At 71.5% G+C, this 18,764-nt stretch carries 19 protein-coding genes; 10 read left to right on the top strand and 9 right to left on the bottom strand.

Annotation, left to right across the window (positions count from 1 at the left end; all coding sequences use genetic code 11):
* Positions 1 to 978, bottom strand: a complete 978-nt coding sequence (locus tag J2S57_RS29125; protein WP_307248930.1) for an alpha-ketoacid dehydrogenase subunit beta — start codon at positions 976 to 978, stop codon at positions 1 to 3.
* On the bottom strand, positions 975 to 2,057 hold the full coding sequence (locus J2S57_RS29120) for a thiamine pyrophosphate-dependent dehydrogenase E1 component subunit alpha (RefSeq protein WP_307248928.1): 1,083 nt from the start codon (positions 2,055 to 2,057) through the stop codon (positions 975 to 977). Before J2S57_RS29120 ends, J2S57_RS29125 begins: the two co-directional genes overlap by 4 nt.
* 156 nt (positions 2,058 to 2,213) lie before the next feature.
* Here J2S57_RS29120 and J2S57_RS29115 point away from each other — a divergent pair, with 156 nt between their 5' ends.
* The 5 genes from J2S57_RS29115 (at position 2,214) to J2S57_RS29095 (ending at position 7,758) form a co-directional block, all read left to right on the top strand.
* Positions 2,214 to 3,383, top strand: a complete 1,170-nt coding sequence (locus J2S57_RS29115; RefSeq protein ID WP_307248926.1) for an acyl-CoA dehydrogenase family protein — start codon at positions 2,214 to 2,216, stop codon at positions 3,381 to 3,383.
* A gap of 67 nt (positions 3,384 to 3,450) precedes the next feature.
* Positions 3,451 to 4,992 (top strand): acyl-CoA carboxylase subunit beta, encoded by a 1,542-nt coding sequence (locus J2S57_RS29110; protein WP_307248924.1) that lies wholly within the window; start codon positions 3,451 to 3,453, stop codon positions 4,990 to 4,992.
* 69 nt (positions 4,993 to 5,061) lie between these two features.
* Entirely contained in the window at positions 5,062 to 5,583 is a 522-nt protein-coding gene (locus tag J2S57_RS29105) for a MaoC family dehydratase (RefSeq protein ID WP_307248922.1), read from the top strand.
* The gene (locus tag J2S57_RS29100; RefSeq protein WP_307248920.1) at positions 5,580 to 6,389 is read left to right on the top strand and encodes an HpcH/HpaI aldolase/citrate lyase family protein; all 810 of its coding nucleotides are present in this window, start codon (positions 5,580 to 5,582) and stop codon (positions 6,387 to 6,389) included. The genes J2S57_RS29105 and J2S57_RS29100 overlap by 4 nt, the downstream gene beginning before the upstream one ends.
* Before the next feature lie 130 nt (positions 6,390 to 6,519).
* Positions 6,520 to 7,758 carry an alpha-hydroxy acid oxidase gene (locus tag J2S57_RS29095; RefSeq protein WP_307248918.1) on the top strand — a complete coding sequence of 413 codons (1,239 nt, stop codon included), beginning with the start codon at positions 6,520 to 6,522 and terminating at the stop codon, positions 7,756 to 7,758.
* A gap of 197 nt (positions 7,759 to 7,955) precedes the next feature.
* Here J2S57_RS29095 and J2S57_RS29090 read toward each other — a convergent pair whose 3' ends face one another.
* Positions 7,956 to 8,456, bottom strand: coding sequence for a group II truncated hemoglobin (locus tag J2S57_RS29090; RefSeq protein WP_307248917.1), 501 nt, complete (start codon positions 8,454 to 8,456; stop codon positions 7,956 to 7,958).
* 202 nt (positions 8,457 to 8,658) lie between these two features.
* On the opposite strand from J2S57_RS29090, the gene J2S57_RS29085 reads away from it, so the two are divergent.
* The 3 genes from J2S57_RS29085 (at position 8,659) to J2S57_RS29075 (ending at position 10,493) form a co-directional block, all read left to right on the top strand.
* Positions 8,659 to 9,126 (top strand): SAM-dependent methyltransferase, encoded by a 468-nt coding sequence (locus J2S57_RS29085; protein ID WP_307248915.1) that lies wholly within the window; start codon positions 8,659 to 8,661, stop codon positions 9,124 to 9,126.
* 124 nt (positions 9,127 to 9,250) lie between these two features.
* Positions 9,251 to 9,775, top strand: coding sequence for a DUF1203 domain-containing protein (locus tag J2S57_RS29080; RefSeq protein WP_307248913.1), 525 nt, complete (start codon positions 9,251 to 9,253; stop codon positions 9,773 to 9,775).
* A 244-nt stretch (positions 9,776 to 10,019) separates the two neighbouring features.
* The gene (locus J2S57_RS29075; RefSeq protein WP_307248911.1) at positions 10,020 to 10,493 is read left to right on the top strand and encodes a response regulator; all 474 of its coding nucleotides are present in this window, start codon (positions 10,020 to 10,022) and stop codon (positions 10,491 to 10,493) included.
* A gap of 2 nt (positions 10,494 to 10,495) precedes the next feature.
* On the opposite strand, the gene J2S57_RS29070 is transcribed toward J2S57_RS29075, so the two are convergent.
* Genes J2S57_RS29070 through J2S57_RS29055 form a run of 4 tightly spaced genes read right to left on the bottom strand, consistent with a single transcriptional unit; the run spans position 10,496 to position 14,971 of the window.
* On the bottom strand, positions 10,496 to 11,527 hold the full coding sequence (locus tag J2S57_RS29070; protein WP_307248910.1) for a D-alanine--D-alanine ligase family protein: 1,032 nt from the start codon (positions 11,525 to 11,527) through the stop codon (positions 10,496 to 10,498).
* A complete protein-coding gene (locus tag J2S57_RS29065; protein ID WP_307248907.1) occupies positions 11,527 to 12,870 on the bottom strand; it encodes an ATP-grasp domain-containing protein in 1,344 nt (447 codons plus the stop codon). Before J2S57_RS29065 ends, J2S57_RS29070 begins: the two co-directional genes overlap by 1 nt.
* Positions 12,871 to 12,881: 11 nt before the next feature.
* Positions 12,882 to 13,715, bottom strand: coding sequence for an O-methyltransferase (locus J2S57_RS29060; RefSeq protein ID WP_307248905.1), 834 nt, complete (start codon positions 13,713 to 13,715; stop codon positions 12,882 to 12,884).
* On the bottom strand, positions 13,712 to 14,971 hold the full coding sequence (locus J2S57_RS29055) for a sedoheptulose 7-phosphate cyclase (RefSeq protein WP_307248903.1): 1,260 nt from the start codon (positions 14,969 to 14,971) through the stop codon (positions 13,712 to 13,714). Before J2S57_RS29055 ends, J2S57_RS29060 begins: the two co-directional genes overlap by 4 nt.
* Positions 14,972 to 15,221: 250 nt before the next feature.
* On the opposite strand from J2S57_RS29055, the gene J2S57_RS29050 reads away from it, so the two are divergent.
* Positions 15,222 to 15,821: a TetR/AcrR family transcriptional regulator gene (locus J2S57_RS29050; RefSeq protein ID WP_307248902.1), complete on the top strand. Its 600-nt coding sequence runs from the start codon at positions 15,222 to 15,224 to the stop codon at positions 15,819 to 15,821.
* Positions 15,822 to 15,824: 3 nt separating this feature from the next.
* On the opposite strand, the gene J2S57_RS29045 is transcribed toward J2S57_RS29050, so the two are convergent.
* On the bottom strand, positions 15,825 to 16,079 hold the full coding sequence (locus J2S57_RS29045; RefSeq protein ID WP_307248900.1) for a hypothetical protein: 255 nt from the start codon (positions 16,077 to 16,079) through the stop codon (positions 15,825 to 15,827).
* Between the two features lie 24 nt (positions 16,080 to 16,103).
* Positions 16,104 to 17,132 (bottom strand): glycoside hydrolase family 6 protein, encoded by a 1,029-nt coding sequence (locus tag J2S57_RS29040; RefSeq protein ID WP_307248897.1) that lies wholly within the window; start codon positions 17,130 to 17,132, stop codon positions 16,104 to 16,106.
* Positions 17,133 to 17,309: 177 nt separating this feature from the next.
* On the opposite strand from J2S57_RS29040, the gene J2S57_RS29035 reads away from it, so the two are divergent.
* Positions 17,310 to 18,761: a protein adenylyltransferase SelO gene (locus J2S57_RS29035; RefSeq protein WP_307248895.1), complete on the top strand. Its 1,452-nt coding sequence runs from the start codon at positions 17,310 to 17,312 to the stop codon at positions 18,759 to 18,761.
* Positions 18,762 to 18,764 lie beyond the last annotated feature (3 nt).

Genomic DNA, 18,764 nt, shown 5'->3' with positions numbered 1-18,764 from the left:
TCAGAACTCCAGCAGCTTGTCCACCGCCGCGAGCACGCGGTCGGCGTCGGGCAGGTACTGGTTCTCGTACTTGGCCGAGGGGTAGGGCATGTCGAAGCCCGTCACCCGCAGCACCGGCGCCTCGAGGTGGTAGAAGCAGCGCTCGGTGACCCCGCTGACCACCTCCGCACCCAGCCCGGCGAAGCCCGGGGCCTCGTGAACCACCAGGCAGCGCCCCGTCTTCCGGACCGACGCGGTCACCGTGTCCAGGTCGAGCGGTGACAACGAGCGCAGGTCGATGACCTCGAGCTCGTGCCCCTCCTCGTGTGCGGTGGCGGCGGCCTCCAGGCACGTCGAGACCATCCCGCCGTAGCAGACGACGGTGGCGTCGGTGCCCGGCCGGGCCACGACCGCCCGGTCGAAAGCCGGTGCCAGCCGCAGGTCGGAGGACACCTCGCCCTTCTCCCAGTAGCGGCGTTTCGGCTCGTAGAAGATCACCGGGTCGCCGCTCATCATGGCCTGGCGCAGCATGTAGTGGCCGCTCTGCGGGTCGGAGCAGATCACCACGCGCAGCCCGGCCGTGTGGGCGAAATAGGCCTCGTTGCTCTCACTGTGGTGCTCGACCGCGCCGATGCCGCCGCCGCACGGGATCCGCACGACGACCGGCAGCGGCACCTTCCCGGCGGTGCGGGCCCGCATCTTGGCCAGCTGCGACACGATCTGGTTGAAGGCCGGGTAGACGAACCCGTCGAACTGGATCTCGCAGATCGGGTGGTAGCCGCGCATGGCCAGGCCGATCGCGGTGCCGACGATCGACGACTCGGCCAGCGGCGTGTCGATCACCCGGTCGGAGCCGAAATCCTTGCTCAGGCCGTCGGTCACCCGGAACACGCCCCCGAGCGGACCCACGTCCTCGCCCAGGATCACGGCCTTCGGGTCTTCTTCCAGCACGTGCCGCAGGCCCGAGTTCAGCGCCGCGGACAGACTCAGCCGGGTCATGACGCCACCTCCTCGAATCCCGCGACGAAGTCGCCGTAGTCGGCCTTCTGCGCGTTCAGCAGATCGGTGCGGGTGCTCAGCACGGTGTCGAACAGGTCACCCAGCTCGACCGGGCCGAAAGCCTGCACGGCCGAGCGCAGCTCGGCACCGAGCCGGTCGCACTCCTGGTCCAGCGCCTCCCGCCACCCGGGCTCCCACCAGTTCCGCGCGTCGAGGAGTTTCTCGACCCTCGCCACCGGATCCCGCGCCAGCCAGGCGTCGGCCTCGGCCTGGTCGCGGTAGCGCGTGGGGTCGTCGGAGCTGGTGTGCGGGCCGGCGCGGTAGGTCAGCGCCTCGATCAGCACGGGCCCGGCCCCGGACCGGATGTGGGCCACGGCCTCCCGGGTGACGGCGTGCACCGCGAGCACGTCGTTGCCGTCGACCAGGTACGACTCCAGGCCGAAACCCCGGGCCCGCCGGTGCATCGGCGTGCGCATCTGCAGGCGGGTCGGCGTCGAGATCGCGTACTGGTTGTTCTGCGCGAAGAACAGCACCGGCGCGTTGCAGGCGGCCGCCCAGTTGAAGGCCTCGTTCGCGTCGCCCTGACTCGAGGCGCCGTCGCCGAAGTACGCGGTGACCACCTCGTCCGTGCCGTCGCGCTGCACCCCCATGGCGTAGCCGGTGGCGTGGGGCAGATGGGCCGCGAGAACCACCGTGTAGGCGTGCAGGTGGAGGGCCGCCGGGTCCCAGCCGCAGCCCGACACACCCCGCCACTGCTCGAGCATCTGCGCCGGGGTCACGCCCCGCACCAGCGCGGCGGCGTGCTCGCGGTAGCTCGGGAAGACGTGGTCGGTGGGGCGTAGTGCGGTGATGGACCCGACCTGCGCGGCCTCCTGGCCGAGACTCGGTGCCCAGAGGCCGAGCTCGCCGTGGCGCTGCAGGGAGAACGCCTCGGTGTCGAGGCGGCGGGTCAGGCGCATCCAGCGGTACAGGTCACGCACGAGTTCGGGGGTGACGTCCAGACCGGACGGGTCGTCGCGAAGTGTGCCGTCGGGCTCCAGGAGCCGGACGGGGTCCGCGGGGTTCGCAGGTTGCTCCATTGCATCCTCCTTGCATCCACTCACCAGGTCAGGTGCCGGACCCCGCAGCGATGGGTGGCCGCCGGGGAGCCCGAGGACGTAGCCGATCCGCCCTTGGGTGAGGCGGATCACGCACAATGTAGCCCGCGACGGCACCCCATGGGTACCGTTGAGTTCGTGGACCCAGAACGAGCTGGCCGCTTCGAGCTCTCGGCCGAACACGAGATCTTCCGTGCCAGTGTGCGGGCGTTCGCGCAACGGGAGATCGCCCCCTACGTCGCGGAGTGGGATCGCACCCACCACTTCCCGGTCGACCTGGTGCACAAGATGGGCGATCTGGGGCTGTTCGGCCTCACCGCCCCGGAGAAGTACGGTGGCTCGGGTGGCGACTTCACCAGCCTCTGCGTCGCCATCGAAGAGCTGGGACGCGTCGACCAGTCGATCGGCATCACTCTTTCGGCGGGCGTCGGGCTGGGGATCAACCCGATCCTGACCTTCGGCGACGACGCCCAGAAGGAGCACTGGCTGCCCGATCTTGTCGCCGGGCGCACCCTGGCGGCGTTCGGCCTGACCGAGCCCGGCGCCGGCTCGGACGCCGGCGGCACCCGCACCCGGGTGCGCCGGGACGGCGACGAGTGGGTCATCGACGGGTCGAAGCAGTTCATCACCAACTCCGGCAGTTCGGTCACGTCGGTGGTCTCGGTGACGGCCCGGCACGACGACGGGTCGATCTCCACGTTCCTGGTGCCCTCCGGCACAGCCGGTTTCGAGGCCGGCCCGGCGTACGACAAGCTGGGCTGGCGGATCTCGGACACCCACCCGCTGACCCTCGACGGTGTGCGGGTGCCCGGATCGGCGCTGCTGGGCGTGCAGGGTCGCGGATTCCACCAGTTCCTGGCCATTCTCGACGACGGGCGCATCGCGATCTCGGCGCTGGCGGTGGGACTGGCCCGGGGCTGCCTGGAGGCGGCGCTGAAGTACGCGGGCGAGCGGGAGACGTTCGGGCGGCCGATCGGGTCGCGGCAGGCGGTGGCGTTCAGCCTGGCCGACCTGGCGACGGCGATCGAGGCGTCGGCCCTGCTGACCTACCGGGCCGCGGCCCTGAAGGACGAGGGGGCGCCGTCGCGGGTGGTGAAACAGGCTGCGGCCATGGCCAAGCTGTTCAGCAGTGAGGCGGCGGTCGACGCGACCCGCGTGGCCACACAGGTTTTCGGGGGGTACGGGTTCATGGAAGAGTATCCGGTGGCCCGTTTCTACCGGGACGCCAAGATTCTCGAGATCGGCGAGGGCACGTCCGAGGTGCAGCGGCTGGTCATCAGCCGGGGGCTCGGGCTGGAGGTCGAATGACGCGGCGGCGGACCGTGGCTGATCCCGGGGGGCTGCTCGGCCCGGTCCGGCCGAGGGAGGCACGGCGGTGACGCCGGCCGAGGCCCTGCCCTCGCGCAAGGAGCTCGACCGGGCCCGCTCGGCCACGCTGGGCCCGACGGCGTCGGCCGCGGCCAAGCTGGCCCGATCGCGCAAACTCTATGTGCGCGAACGCATCGCGCTGCTGGCCGACGAGGGCACGTTCGTCGAGGACGGGCAGCTCGCCAACGCCCTGGCGACCGGGCTGCCGGCAGACGGTGTGGTCACCGGGGCCTGCTTGGTCGACGGGCGCCCGGCGCTGGTGGTCGCGAACGACACCGGGGTGAAGGCGGGGTCGTGGGGTGCGCGCACGGTCGAGAAGATCGTGCGCATCACCGAGCGGGCGCTGAGCGAGGAGCTGCCCATCTTCTGGCTGGTCGACTCGGCCGGGGCCCGCATCACCGACCAGGTCGCGCTGTTCCCGGGCCGGCGCGGGGCCGGGCGCATCTTCCACAACCAGGTCAAGCTGTCGGGCAAGGTGCCCCAGATCTGCTGCCTGTTCGGCCCGTCGGCGGCGGGTGGGGCCTACATCCCGGCGTTCTGCGACATCGTCGTGATGGTCGACGGCAACGCCAGCATGTACCTCGGCTCGCCGCGGATGGCCGAGGTCACCGTGGGGGAGAAGGTCACCCTGGAGGAGATGGGCGGTGCGCGGATGCACACCGAGATCTCCGGCTGCGGCGACCTTCTCGCCAGCGACGACGCGGACGCGATCGAGCAGGCCCGTGACTTCTTCTCCTACCTGCCCACGTGCTGGAGGGAACCGCCCCCCGAGACGCAGTCCGCGCGTCCCTCGTCGGAACTGGACGACACCACCGTTCCCGCCCAGGAGCAGGTGCCCTTCGACATTCACGAGGTGATCGACGGGATCGTCGACGCCGACAGCTTCTTCGAGGTCAAACCCTCGTTCGCGGCCGAGATCGTGACCGGGCTGGGGCGCATCGAGGGCATGCCGGTCGGGATCGTGGCCAGCAACTCGGTGGTGCGCGGCGGGGTGCTGTTCGTCGACTCGGCCGACAAGACGGCGCGTTTCGTGGAGTTCTGCGACGCGTTCAACCTGCCGCTGGTGTACCTGGCCGACGTGCCCGGGTTCATGATCGGCAAGGACGTGGAACGCCAGGGCATCATCCGGCACGGCGCCAAGATGATCACGGCGGTGGCCGAGGCGACGGTTCCGCAGATCTCGGTGATCGTGCGGAAGGCCTACGGGGCCGGGCTCTACGCGATGAACGGGCCCGGCTTCGAGCCGGACGCCTGCCTGGCACTGCCCACGGCCCGGATCGCGGTGATGGGGCCCGACCCGGCGGTGCGGGCGGTGTACGCGAACCGGATCGCCGAGATCGCGGACGAGTCGGAGCGGGCCGCGTTCGTGGCGGCGCGTAAGGAGGAGTACGAGGAGGACGTCGATCTGCTGCGGCTGGCCTCGGAACTGGTGATCGACGCGGTGGTCGATCCGGCTGCGCTGCGTGACGAATTGGCCCGGCGGCTGGGGATGTTGGCCGGGAAAGTACGGCAACGGGTGGAGAAGAGGCACGGGGTGAGACCGGTATGAGCGAGGTTCCGGACGACGTGGTGGCGGCCGTGGTGGCTGCCTTGCTGCCCAGGCTGAGACCGTCGGGGGATGCCCTGGGCGACTGGCGCCGGCAACGTCAGCAGGCTCTGGGGATGCGCCGTGGTGCGTGAGGTGGAGCAACGGGGGCTGTACTTCGAGGAGTTCGAGGTCGGTACGCGCTACCGGCACCGGCCCGGGCGCACGGTCACCGAGGCCGACAACGTGCTGTTCACCACCCTGACCATGAACACGCAGTCGCTGCACCTGGACGCGGCCTTCGCGGCGACGCAGGAGCCGTTCGGGCAGCGGCTGGTCAACTCGATGTTCACGCTGGCGACGATCGTGGGGCTGTCGGTGGCGCAGCTGACCGAGGGTACCCTGGTGGCCAACCTGGGGTTCAGCGAGATCGCCTTTCCCCAGCCGCTGTTCATCGGGGACACGCTCTACGCGTCCACCGTGGTCCTGTCGAAACGGGAGTCGGCGTCGCGGCCCGGGGAGGGCATCGTGAGTCTGGAGCACGTGGGGCGTAATCAGCACGACGTGGTGGTGGCGCGCGCGACCCGGGCGACGCTGGTGCGGAGGCAGCCGTGAATCCGGGTCCGGCGTGGTTGTTCTGCCCGGCGGATCGGCCGGACCGCTTCGCCAAGGCCGCGGCGGCGGCCGATGTGGTGATCCTCGACCTGGAGGACGCGGTCTCGGCCGAGGGCAAGGCGACGGCCCGGCAGGCGCTGGTCGACCATCCGCTCGATCCCTCCTCGACCGTGGTGCGCGTGAACCCGGCCTCGACGCCCGAGCACGCCTGGGACCTGCAGGCGCTGCAGGCCACGGCCTACACCACGGTGATGCTCGCGAAGACGTCGTCGGCGCAAGAGGTCTCGTCGCTGGAGCCGTTCGACGTGGTGGCGCTGGTGGAGACGCCGCTGGGGGTGGTGGAGGCGGCGTCCATCGCGCGGGCCGGCAACTGTGTGGGCCTGATGTGGGGTGCGGAGGACCTGGTCGCCGGGCTGGGCGGGACCGCGAGCCGCCGTTACGACGGCACGTACCGCGACGTCGCGGCGGCGGCCCGTTCGGCGGTCCTGATCGCGGCGGGGGCCTACGGGCGCTTCAAGCTCGACGCGGTGCACCTGGACATCCGTGATCTGGCCGGGCTGCGCACCGAGGTGGTCGACGCGGCGGCCAGCGGTTTCGACGGCACGGCCTGCATCCATCCCAGCCAGGTCGGGGTGGTGCGCGACGGTTACCGCCCGCCGGCGGCCGAGGTCGAGCGGGCGCGGCGGTTGCTGGACGCCGCCCGTGACGAGCCGGGGGTGTTCACGTTCGAGGGCCGGATGGTGGACGCGCCGCTGTTGCGGCACGCGCGGGAGCTGCTGCGGCGGGCGGGTGTGCAGCTCGGCTGACCCCGCCCGGACGGGTGCATGTCGCGCGCCGGGGGTCTCCGGGTGGCGTTGACCACCAGAAGACCCCCTGGTCAGAAGCTCCTATCGATAATATGGTCACCGAGACGTCGCGCCATGAAGGAGTGTCACGGTGGTCCAACGCCAGGTTCCCAAGCCTGCTGAGATCTTCGAGCTGATGGAGTTCAGGAAGCCGGAGTTCAACGGCCGTAAGCGCCGTCTCGACAAGGCCCTGACGATCGACGACCTGCGGACGATCGCCCGCAGACGTACCCCACGGGCCGCGTTCGACTACACCGACGGCGCCGCCGAGGCCGAGCTGTCGCTGTCCCGGGCCCGCCAGGCGTTCGAGGATGTCGAGTTCCACCCGGGCGTGCTACGTGACGTGGCCCGTGTCGACACCTCCACGACCGTGTTCGGCGGCCCGTCCGCGCTGCCGTTCGGGATCGCGCCCACCGGCTTCACCCGGCTGATGCAGACCGAGGGCGAGATCGCCGGCGCCGGGGCCTCGGCCGCCGCGGGCATCCCGTTCTGCCTCTCCACCCTGGGCACCACCTCGATCGAGGACGTCAAGGCCGCCAACCCGGCGGGCCGTAACTGGTTCCAGCTGTACGTGATGAAACAACGCGAGATCTCCTACGCCCTGGTCGAACGCGCCGCCGCCGCCGGTTTCGACACCCTGTTCTTCACCGTCGACACCCCCGTGGCCGGAGCCCGCCTGCGCGACCGGCGCAACGGATTCTCGATCCCGCCGCAGCTGACGGCCGGCACGATCCTGAACGCGATCCCCCGCCCCTGGTGGTGGTACGACTTCCTCACCACCCCCAAACTCGAATTCGCGTCGCTGTCCGCGACCGGCGGCACCGTCGCCGAACTGCTGGACTTCGCGATGGACCCCACCATCTCCTACGAAGACCTGAGCATCATCCGCCAGATGTGGCCCGGCAAGATCGCGATCAAGGGCGTGCAGAACCTCCAAGACGCCCGCAAACTCGCCTCCCTCGGCGTCGACGGGATCGTCCTGTCCAACCACGGCGGCCGCCAGCTCGACCGCGCCCCCATCCCCTTCCACCTCCTGCCCGACGTCGCCCGCGAAATCGGCAAGGACGTCGAGATCGTCGTCGACACCGGCATCATGAACGGCGCCGACATCGTCGCCTGCATCGCCCTGGGCGCCCGCTTCACCCTCATCGGCCGCGCCTACCTCTACGGCCTCATGGCCGGCGGACGCCAAGGCGTGGACAAGAGCATCGAGATCCTCACCGACCAGATCGTGCGCACCATGAAACTCCTCGGCGCCCACACCCTCGACGAACTCCAACCCCACCACGTCACCCAACTCCAACGACTCGGCCCCATCCGCCGCACCTGACCACCCACACACCCCCTATACCCCCGAGGCATAGGGGGTGTGTGGCTGCTCTACCGCAATCGCGGTACACCGACCACGACGCCGGGCCGAGGCCACCGAGGGCCGGGCGGCGGGCGTCGTGGGCCCGGATCCGGCGATCCGGGCCTTCGCCGGGCCTTCGCCGGGCCTTCGCCGGGGTGAAGCCTCGTCAGGGAATGTCACTCGGCCTGGTCGGCGTCGGCGCCGGGGTCAGGCCGGTAGGGCGGGGCCACACCCCAGCCCCAGCGGGGCACGGGTGCTTGCCGCACCACCGCCGCGCCGGGCCGGGAGTTCGACATGGCCAGGCGGGTGCCCCATTCCAGATATCCGACCAGCGCCGCGCGGAACTCCGGGTCGGCGGGCAGACCGGCGTCGTCGGCGGCCAGGCGCATCAGCGACGTGAAGCGGAACTGCATCTCGGGCGTGATGCCGAGGTCGATGTGGTGCGCCAGCATCGCCGGATAGCCGCCGTGCGAGCGGGTGTACTCGTCCGGCCCGCCGAAGACCTCGCCCCACCAGGCCGTCACGGTCACGCGGTGGTGTTCGCCGACCGTGCCGCCGAACAGGGGCGCGAGCAGGTCGTCCTGCTCGACGCGGTCGTAGAAGGCGTCCATCAGGCGCCGGAGCGCCCCGGACCCTCCGGCCCACTCGTACAGTGTCGGATCCCCGTTCTCCGTCATGTGTAACACGGTAATCATCGGCCGCCGAAGAGGCAGCCGATCGCGGGCTCGAGACCGGTCGGGTCTCCGGCCGGTCGGGGCGAGGACGGCCAGGAGTTCCGGAGCCGGGCACAGCAGCACGGTCCGGCGCCGGGGCCTGCGTCGCGGTCAGGCCCGTGAAAGGCTGGGTGGCGGCGGCGCTCCCACGGACACGGAGGACCACGTGCGCGGATTCGAGATCACCCCCATCGGCACGGTCCGGAACACCCGGACCGACGTCCAGAACACCGACCGGTGGGGCGCGGTACGCAGCACGATCACCGTCGACGAGCGCTTCGGGGAGGCCGCCCTCCAGGGCCTGGAGGGCTTCTCCCACGTGGAGGTGCTCTTCGTCTTCGACCAGTTCCCCGAGAACGAGGACCACCGCGAGCCCGGGCCCTACCGGGGCCGGGCCGACCTGCCGCCCGTCGGGGTGTTCGCCGGTCGCGGCCCGCGCCGGCCCAACCGCATCGGGGTGACCTGCTGTGTGATCGAGTCCGTGGCCGGGCGTGAGCTCTCGGTCGTGGGTCTGGACGCGGTCTCGGGCACACCGGTCATCGACCTGAAGCCGGTGATCGCCGAGTTCGTGCCGCGCGGGGTCACGCAGCCCGCCTGGGTGAGCGGCCTGATGGCGGAGTACTTCTCGTCATAGCGCGAGACCTGATGAGCCGCGAGGAGATCCGCAGTTCCTCCGGGCGGTAGCGTGCCCGTCCCCGTGCCGACGGCGAGCACGACGTCGGTTTCCCGCCAGCCCCGGCCGCGGGCAGCGTGTGACGATGACCGTCATGACCACCACCACGAACGACCAGAAGGCCCGGGGGACAACCCTTCACGTGGCCGCGATCGATCCGCGGCGTCTCGACGCGGTGCGGGCCTCGGGCGAGGACGGGCACGGGAACCGGCTGGAGTCCTTCGCGGCCGGCGGGGACGAGCCGTTGCGGTGCTGCCTGCGGTCCGCGGAGGCGGGAGAGCCGATCAGCCTGATCTCGTACGCGCCCTTCGACCATCCGTCGGTGTGGACGGAGGTCGGGCCGGTCTACGTCCACACCGGCCGGTGCGACGGGTACCCGCCGACCGGGACACTCCCTCCGGATCTGGCCCACGGCCCGGCGGTGCTGCGGACCTACCGGGCCGACGACACCATGAACTACGAGCACAACACGGTGGTCACCGATGAGACCGACCTGGACCCGCTCGTGCGGGGTCTGCTCGCGCGGCCCGGGGTCGCGACCGTGCACGTGCGCACCCTGCGGCCGCAGTGCTTCCTCTACGCGGTGTCCCAGGAGTCGCCGGGGCGGTGACCGACGGGTGGGAGGTCATGAGGGACCTCGCCCGGGCAGGTGGGGCCTACGCACCCACAGCGACAGGTGCGGTTATCGGTGACCCGGGCACCGGCGTCCTCACGCAGGTGTGAGAGGTTGTGCAGGCAACGTGGCACACCCGTCTCTCACCGGGTGCGCCACCGGGTCCGACCGCCCGGGCGCCGTGCAGAACACGCGGTTCAACCCCATCGCCCCACCACCCACGCAGAGAGGCACACCCCTCATGGTGTCTCAGTTCCCCTCCCCGGAGTCGGCCCGGATCCCGGTCGTCCTGCTGGTCGAAGACGATCCCGGTGACGTCCTGATGATCACCGAGGCGCTCGAGCGGGTCGAGACCCCGCCGCGTCTGCACGTGGTCGGCGACGGCCAGGAGGGCCTGGACTATCTGCAGCGGGTCGGCCCGCACGCCGGCGCCCCGCGTCCCGACCTGATCCTGCTCGACCTGAACATGCCCCGCATGGACGGGCGGGAGACGCTCGCGGCCATCAAGTCCGACCAGGCGCTGCGCGCGATCCCGGTGGTCGTCTTCACCACCTCCGACGCCGAGTCCGACGTGCTGGCCAGCTACCAGAGCTTCGCCAGCGCGTTCATCACCAAGCCGCTCGACCTCGACAAGCTCGAGATCGTGGTCGCGCAGATCCAGCGCTTCTACACCGGCATCTCCACGCTCCTGCCGCCCGAGCGCCGCGAGAGCTGAGCCTACGCGCGGGCCCGGGCACGCCGGACCATCGTGGCGAACAGCTCGGGCAGGGCGGTGCCGGCGGCCTCGGCCATGCCCACGACGACGCTGGTGCGGGCGAACGAGCAGTACAGGCCGGCCTCGAGGAACCAGGGGCGCCCGGCCGGGTCGATGCGGACGTCGAACAGGCTGTAGTCGCGGCAGCCCAGGGCCCGGTGGGCACGCCGCGCGGCCTCGTGCACCGGGCCGGTCACGGAGTCGCCCGGATCGACGATCCAGGCGTGCTCGGCACTCTTGGCCGTCATGACCAGCTCGCCACTCGCGGTGCGGACCAGCTTGTCGGCCTGCGAGCGGATCGGCCGCTCGTGCGGGTGCAGGGCGTACTCCTCCAGCGGCAGGCACACCAGGTCGCCGCCGCGTTCCAGCACCCCGCAGCGCACCTCGCGGCCCAGCTCCACGTAGCTCTCCACCAGAACCCGGCCCGAGCCGGCGCGGGCGAAGGCCCCGGCGAGCGCGTCCGGGTACTCGTGCTCGTGACGGACCAGGGTGACGCCGGCCGAGTTGTCGCTGTCGACGGGCTTGACCACGACCGGGGGCGCCAGGGTCGGTTGCTCGCCGGGCCGCAGCAGCTGGGCGGGCGGCACGGGGACGCCCGCGGCGGCGAGCAGGGCCCGGGTGTGGGCCTTGTCGGTGCCGATGGCCATGACCTCGGCCGGGTTCCCGACGTAGGGCAGGCCGAGCAGGTCGAGCAACGAGCGGTAGGTGGTCATCCCGGGGCGGCAGAACATCTGGGGCACGACCACGTGGGGACGCAGGTCGGCCAGACGGTGGACGGCCTGCGGGAGCTCGAGCGGGTCGGCTTCGGCGAGTGCCCGCTCGCCCGGGTCCTCCGGGAACCGCCAGCTCCCGTCGGGGGAGACGTGGGCCAGGTGCATGGCGTAGCGGGTGGGGTCGGCGGTGGCGGTCCAGCAGTCCCGGGCGTACAGCAGCGACAGGTCGGCCAGGAACGGCGTGGTGGCCGAGCCGGTCAGGTGCAGCACGACGGTGCGCATCAGTCGCCCGCCGGCTCGACGAGTTTGCCGATGTTGAAGTCGATGCGGATCCAGGGCCTGCCGCGCCGCAGGTTGCCCAGCAGCAGGGCCGGGATCTGCAGGTGGTGCACGAGCAGGAAGGGCAGCGGGTCGTGCGGGTCGAAGATCGCGTCGCGGCCCCGCCGGACGGTGCGCAGCCGGGTGCGGACGGTGCCGGGACGGCTGATCAGGCGCCAGATCTCGTGGTAGATCCAGTAGGTCGGCCGGGCTCCGGGGGCGGGCCGGTCGACGACCGGGGCGTCCGGGTCGAGGTAGGCGCGGGCCAGGCCCGGGTGGCCGTGGAACAGGGTGATGGCCGAGTGGGTGCGGGGATTGCACTCGATGGGGTGCACACGGCCGTCGTCGTCGACCATGAAGTCGAAGCTGATCTGGCCGGTGATGTCCAGGGCGCCGACGAAGTCGCGCACCCAGCGCTCGATCGCGGGCTGCTCGACGATCTCGTAGTTGACCTGGAACGCGGAGGACTCGCAGCAGCAGAACACCGTGACCCGCCCCGCGTGCACCGTGGCGTGGGTGCAGAACTCCCGGCCCCGTACGAGAGCCTGCAGGATCCAGGGGTTCTCGGTGCTGATCGGCCGTGAGCGGGCGAAGGCCCGGGTCTCGTGCGGGGTGGGCCGGGGCAGTGGGGTCAGGTCGAGCCGGTGCACGGGGTCGTAGGCGATGCTCTTGAGGACGTAGTGGTCGCCCGGGGTGCCGAAGGCGAAGTTCTCGAGCTGGCCGGGGTCGGTGATGCGGTGCGAGTCGGGTACCGGCAGACCGAGGGACGCGGCCAGGTCGATGAAAGCGTGCTTGTCGTCGAGGGTCTCGATCAGCTCGGCGTCGATGTGCAGCACCTCGCAGTGCGGGCGCAGCAGTGGGGCGGCGCGGGCGTCGTACAGGCTGGCGGCCGGGCTGCACACCGGCACGTACACGTCGACGTTCTCGGCCCGCACGATGTCGAGCAGCGCCTGTGCGTAGCCCGGATCGGCCGGGGGCGGCACGACGTGGAACGCGTCGACGGCGTTGGAGTAGCGGTGCCCGGTGAAGCGGTAGCGGGCCTGCTCGACGAGCACGACCCGGTGCCCGTCGGCGTGGAACGAGCGGGCCAGCTGCAGGGCCTTGGTCATCTTCCCGCCGCTGATCAGCACCGTGCGGGCGTGCGGCTGGTCTCTCGGGGGAGGTGGACGAAGGCCTCCGGCCAGCAGCGCCACGGCCGTCACGGCCAGGTTCACCGGTAGCGCGGCGGTCAGCAGGGTCAGGGCGCCGACGGTCTTGAGGGCGTGGCCCGAGGGCAGGCGGGAACGGGTTCCGGAAGGGCTCGGCAAGGCTTGTCTCCCTACGACTGCGGGGGCGGCGGGGTGGGTCCGGCCCGGCGGATGAGTGTCAGACCGTCGCGCACCGGCACGATCACCTGCTCCAGGCGCGGGTCGGCGGCCACGGCCCGGTTGAACGCGGCGATCGCGGCCCCGTTGGCCGAGGCCGGCCCGCCGGTCCACGGGTCGCCCTGCATCAGCGTGTTGTCCACGCAGACCAGCGAGTGCGGGGCCAGAAGCCGCCCGTTCAGCAGGGTTTCGAGGTAGGCGAGGTAGCCGGCCTTGTCGGCGTCCAGGAACACCAGGTCGAACACCGCCCCGGCCGCGGCCAGGCGGCGCAGGGTCTCCTGCGCCGGCCCGACGCGCACCTCGATGCGTGCCCCGGCGGGCGAACGGGTGAACGCGTCCCGGGCGAAGTCCGCCACCGACGCGTTCACCTCGCACGCCACCACCCGGCCCCCGGGCGGCAGCGCCTCGGCCATGGCCAGCGCCGAATAGCCGGTGAACATGCCGATCTCGAGCACCCGGGAGGCCCGCGTGGCGTGCACCAGGAGCTTCAGCAGCTGTCCCTCGACCGCGCCCGAGAGCATCTCCTGCTCCAGCGCCCCGCCCCCGGCCGAGGGGGCGAGCCAGTCGTGGGCGCGCGTGCGTTCCTCCAGGTCGCGCAGCGCCGGCGAGGCCGGGGAGGTGTGCTCCTCCAGGTACGGATCGAGCCCGGCGGCCAGGTCGTACGCCTGCTGGAGTTCCTGCCGCAGGGTGGGCGTCAGGTCCGGGGACCTCAGCAGGGCGCCCAGCCGGTGGCTCAGGACGGACGCGGGGGTGACCGGGCGGGGTGCGCGACGGGTGCCGGTGCTCATGCCGTGAACATCTCCTCGCCGCGGCCGGCCCGCGGATAGCGGCTGACCACCCGCCGGTGCTCCTCCAGGCCGCGCAGCAGTTCGTCGGTGCCCAGGTCGTCGACGAAGTGGCAGGTGCCGATCGGGCGCGGCATCGCGGCCCGCAGCCGCCCGTGCCGGGTCTGCAGGATCGCCTGGGTGGCCCGCACCAGCAGGTCGGGCGTCAGCTCGGGACTGTCGAGCGCCAGACCGAGCCGGCTCATCAGCCAGAACAGCCGGTCCCGTTCGCTTTCCGAGATGTAGCCGCGGCTGTGCGCGAGCGTGGCCGACAGGGCCATGTCGATGTTGATGGCGTGCCCGTGGAAGAACGGCCGCTCCGGCGCCAGCTCCAGCATCGGGCTCCAGGTGTGCCCGTACGCGATCACCCGGTCCAGGTCGAGCTCGTGCAGGTTCGGCACCTCCAGCCGCAGCATCGTCTCGATCGCGTCGTAGGTCAGGCGGTGCGCGACCTGCCGCACCTCGTCACTGCCGTCGAGATGCCCGAACCGGGTGCTGAGCAGGTCCTCGCCGTGCTTCTCGAGCAGCCCGAAGATGTCGGCCCCGGCCACCGTCGAGATCTTGATCAGCTCGGCCATCCCGTTGCGCACCTGAGCGGCCGGCAACGTGCGCAGGAACGAGAAGTCGAGGATGACCTGCCGCGACGCGTGGTAGGCGCCGAGCCGGTTCTTGTACCGGCCGTGGTTGACCCCGACCTTGATCGAGACACTCGCGTCGATCAGGCCGATGAGCGTGGTCGGCACCCGCAGATAGTTCGACGACCGGCGGAACGCCGCGCACGCGAAACCGGCGACGTCCGTGGTCAGCCCACCCCCGACGACCAGCACCGGTTCCTGGCGCAGCAGACCGAAGCGACCGAACGCGTCCACCATCCGCTCCAGCGTGCGCAGGCTCTTGTCGACCTCCCGTACGACCACCGGGAACACGGTCAGCTCGATGCCGTGATGCTCGAAGTACGCGGCCAGGCGCTCGCCGTACAGCTCGTGCACCGTCTCGTCGACCACCGCCAGGCACCTCCCGGCATCGGCGTAATGGCCGGCGATCTGCGGGTTCTCGGGATCGAAGGCGCCGTCGACGTAGGTCAGGGAGTAGTCGATCTTCTCGTAGGCCTCGACCCGGAACTGCCGGTCGGTGGCGGTCAGCGTGGGGGCGGGTGCGGCTGAGGGTGCGGCTGAGGGGGTGGCTGAGGGGGTGGCTGAGGGGGTGGCGTGGACCGTCATGTCAGCTCTCCAGTCTCCACCGGGCGCGGTGGCGAGGCGGCCGGCCGGACGGGCTGCGCCTGCCGCAGGACAGGGGAGATCGCCCGCTCGCCGGACGGCGTCGGTGACACAGTGGTGGTTGGCACCTGGTGCTGGGCCGGTGCCGGCGCAACCGCCGGACGGCTCCAGCGGCGTGCCTCATACTTCGTGAACGCTTTGTCCACTACTGACAGATCTGACCACTAACGCAGAGGGATTGCAACCAACCGCCATGGCACCCTCCGACAGCACCGCCGACAGCACCCCACCGGCCCCGGGGGTGGACCCGCGCGTCCGTCGCACCCGTCAGGACGTCCTGGGGGCAGCGCTCGGCATCCTCACCGATCAGGGCTGGGACGCCGTCACGCACGCCCACCTCGCCGCGCACGCCGGGTACTCCCGGGCGACGATCTACAAGCACTGGCCCACGCGCACCCACCTGCTGCGCGACGCCCTGCTGCAGTTGGCCGACATCCCGCACCATCCGCCGACAGGAGACCTGCGCGCCGACCTGATCGGTGAGATGCGGGCCTTCCGTGACGGCATGCGGGACCACGGCCTGGACCGGGCGATGGCGGTGCTGGCCGAGCAGGCGCGCGGCCCGGGCGAGATCGCCGCGGTCCGCGACGAGCTGGTGACCGGCGGCGACCGGGTCGTGCGGCAGCTCCTGGCCACGCGCCTGTCCGGCACCGAACTCGCGGTCGGCACGAAAATGCTGTCGGGGGCGATGTTCTACTCGGCACTGATGTACGGGCAGATCCCCGACGACGACGTCATCGTCACCGCCGTCGACATCCTGCTGCGGGGCACCGTCGCCGCTGAGGCCGGCTGAGGGTCACGGGTTCGTGAGGGCCGCGGACGACGAGTTGACGCTCCACCGGCGCTCTTTGGTGACGTCGAAGCAGACCCCGGCCTCGAGGCTCCGCCGTGCGAAGACCGGGTCGGCGACCGCGCGGTCGTAGCGGTTGCCCCGGACCGTGGGGCCGGCCCCGGCGCGGGAGGCCGCGACGTCGACGGCGGACGCGGCCTCCCGCAGGCCCGCCGCGATCGCCGGCCGCAGCCCGTCGTCCTCCTCCACCAGAACCCGCACGCTGCAGGAGCCCAAAGACCGGCGTTACCGGCCCTTGACCAGGTTGTACGCGAGCTGCGGGTCGAAAGTGCCGGCGCTGGAACCGGCCGCCGTGCCGCAGTTGCCGTCGGACTCACCCGGCGCCTTGATCCACAGCCGCGCCTCGGGCTGCTTCACGGTGGCGTTCTTCGTGATTCGCGACGTGACGCCGAGTTTGCGCCCGGCCGGGTTGCACCACTCGCCGTTGGTGCCCTTGCCGTTACGGCTGGTGTCGATCACGTACCGCCGTGTGCTGACGCCCTGCGTGGCCAGCGCCTTGTTCACCTTCGCGGCGTAGGCGGTCTCCTCGGCGGTGGTGTGGTAGTTCGAGACGTTGAGCGCGAACCCGCGCACGTCGGTGACCCCGGCCGCCTTCAGGCGCCTGGCCATGGTGGTCGCGGTCACGTAGGTCGAGTGGCCGGCGTCCAGGTACACGTACGCGTTGGGGGCCTTGGCCCTGAACTGCGCGGTGGCGTAGGCGAGGAGCTTCTGCCGGGCCGCCGCCTCGGAGCTGCTCAGGCACTTCAGGTCGGCCAGCGCGTCGGGCTCGAGAACCACCACGGCCCGCCGCTTTCCGACGCCGGTGGCGAAACCGCTGATCCAGGTCCGGTACTGGGTGGCCGCCGCCCCGCCGGCCGAGTGCCCGCCGCACGCGTCGCGCCCGGGGATGTTGTAGGCCACCAGCACGGGCGTCTTCTTCTTTTTCGCGGCCGCCGTGACGTACGTGTTCACGGCCGGGCGGATGTCACCCGACCACGAGCCGTACCAGCGGGCCATCGGCTTGGTCGAGATGCTCGCCCGGATCGTGGCGGCCCGGGAGTCCTTGGCGTTGGCCCTGACCCAGGCCGCCGGCCCCGACGTCGGGTCGGCGTAGAAGCTCAGGGTGCTGGGCAGTGCCTTGACGGCCGCGGTCGAGACGGTGGACGTGGTTGTCGCGGCGGGCGTTTCGGCGTGGCCGATCAGGCTCTGCGCCGTGGTTCCGCCGACGGCGATCGTGGCGGCAGCGGCCAGGGCGACGATGGTACGTCGTTTCACGGGTCCTCTTCGGTCTGGGCCGGCCGGGGCCGGACGGGCCGGATGGGTCGGACCCGGCGATCGGGAACCGCAACGTACCGGACAGAGTGTTAAGGACCGCATATTTCATGCATAAGGCGCCCGGGTGCACGGTCCGGGCGGATGGCGGCCCGGGCACACCGACGTAGGCTCGACGTCATGAGCATCACCCCGTCCGCCACGGTCCGCCTGGACCACCGTTTCGCCCGCGAGTTCCCGGAGATGGCCGTTCCCTGGAAGGGGGAGGGCGCCCCCGAGCCGCAGTTGCTGGTGCTGGACGAGGCGCTCGCGGCCGACCTGGGGCTCGACCCGGCCTGGCTGCGGAGCCCGGCCGGTCTGGACCTGCTGGTCGGCACGGGGGTGCCCGACGGCGCGACCCCGGTGGCCCAGGCCTACTCCGGGCACCAGTTCGGCGGCTTCAACCCCGGCCTCGGCGACGGGCGGGCCCTGCTGCTGGGGGAGCTCACCGCGTCCGACGGCACCCTGCGCGACCTGCACCTGAAGGGCTCGGGCCGCACCCCGTTCGCCCGGGCCGGCGACGGCCGGGCCGTGATCGGCCCGATGCTGCGCGAGTACGTGATCAGCCAGGCCATGAACGCCCTCGGCGTGCCCACGACGCGCTCGCTCGCCGTGGTGGCGACCGGCCGCGCGGTGCAGCGTGAAACCGTCCTGCCCGGAGCGGTTCTCGCCCGGGTGGCGAGCAGCCACCTGCGGGTGGGCAGCTTCCAGTACGCCCGGGCCACCGGTGACGTCGACCTGCTGCGCCGCCTGGCCGACCACGCGGTGAGTCGTCACCACCCGCACGCGGCGCAGGCCGGGCGTCCCGCCGTGGCCCTGTACGAGGCGGTGGTGAGGGCCCAGGCCGAGCTGGTGGCCCGCTGGATGCTGCTGGGCTTCGTGCACGGCGTGATGAACACCGACAACATGACGATCTCCGGCGAGACGATCGACTACGGCCCCTGCGCCTTCCTGGACGTCTACGACCCGGCCGCGGTCTTCAGCTCGATCGACCACGGCGGCCGGTACGCCTACCGCAATCAGCCGGCGGTCGCCGAGTGGAACCTGGCCCGCCTGGCCGAGGCCCTGCTGCCACTGTTCGACGACGACCAGGACCGGGCCGTCGAGCTGGCCGGGGAGGCGCTCAAGGGCTTCCTGCCGCGGTTCGAGGAGTTCTGGTCGGCCGGGATGCGGGCCAAGCTCGGGGTGGCCGACTCCTCCGACACCCAGCTGGCCACCGACCTGCTCGACCTCCTCGCGGTGAACCAGGTCGACTACACGTCCTTCTTCCGTTCCCTGGCCGGTGCCGCCCGCGGCGACGACACCCGCGTCCTCGATCAGTTCCCCGACCCCGCGGCCCTCACCGGGTGGCTGGCCCGCTGGAAGGCCCTGGCCCCGGACGCCGATCGGATGGACCGCGCCAACCCGGTCCACATCCCGCGCAACCACCTGGTCGAAGAAGCCCTGGCCGCCGCCACGGCCGGCGACCTCGACCCGCTGGCGCACCTGCTCGAGGCGGTGACCGACCCCTACACGGAACATTCCGGCCGGGAACGCTACGCGCTCGGGGCCCCGGCGGACTTCGGCACGTACCGGACCTTTTGCGGCACCTGAGTC

Source organism: Kineosporia succinea (assembly GCF_030811555.1).
Lineage (GTDB): Bacteria > Actinomycetota > Actinomycetes > Actinomycetales > Kineosporiaceae > Kineosporia > Kineosporia succinea.
The sequence above is the reverse complement of the archived record's forward strand: the minus strand, read 5'-3'. Positions and strand labels throughout refer to the sequence as shown.

Bases quoted from the DNA above. Each gene is read 5' to 3' on its own strand.
- J2S57_RS29125 (WP_307248930.1), bottom strand. From the start codon at position 978: ATGACCCGGCTGAGTCTGTCCGCGGCGCTGAACTCGGGCCTGCGGCAC.
- J2S57_RS29120 (WP_307248928.1), bottom strand. From the start codon at position 2,057: ATGGAGCAACCTGCGAACCCCGCGGACCCCGTCCGGCTCCTGGAGCCC.
- J2S57_RS29105 (WP_307248922.1), top strand. From the start codon at position 5,062: ATGCCCTGGGCGACTGGCGCCGGCAACGTCAGCAGGCTCTGGGGATGC.
- J2S57_RS29090 (WP_307248917.1), bottom strand. From the start codon at position 8,456: ATGACGGAGAACGGGGATCCGACACTGTACGAGTGGGCCGGAGGGTCC.
- J2S57_RS29080 (WP_307248913.1), top strand. From the start codon at position 9,251: ATGACCGTCATGACCACCACCACGAACGACCAGAAGGCCCGGGGGACA.
- J2S57_RS29075 (WP_307248911.1), top strand. From the start codon at position 10,020: ATGGTGTCTCAGTTCCCCTCCCCGGAGTCGGCCCGGATCCCGGTCGTC.
- J2S57_RS29070 (WP_307248910.1), bottom strand. From the start codon at position 11,527: ATGCGCACCGTCGTGCTGCACCTGACCGGCTCGGCCACCACGCCGTTC.
- J2S57_RS29060 (WP_307248905.1), bottom strand. From the start codon at position 13,715: ATGAGCACCGGCACCCGTCGCGCACCCCGCCCGGTCACCCCCGCGTCC.
- J2S57_RS29055 (WP_307248903.1), bottom strand. From the start codon at position 14,971: ATGACGGTCCACGCCACCCCCTCAGCCACCCCCTCAGCCACCCCCTCA.
- J2S57_RS29050 (WP_307248902.1), top strand. From the start codon at position 15,222: ATGGCACCCTCCGACAGCACCGCCGACAGCACCCCACCGGCCCCGGGG.
- J2S57_RS29035 (WP_307248895.1), top strand. From the start codon at position 17,310: ATGAGCATCACCCCGTCCGCCACGGTCCGCCTGGACCACCGTTTCGCC.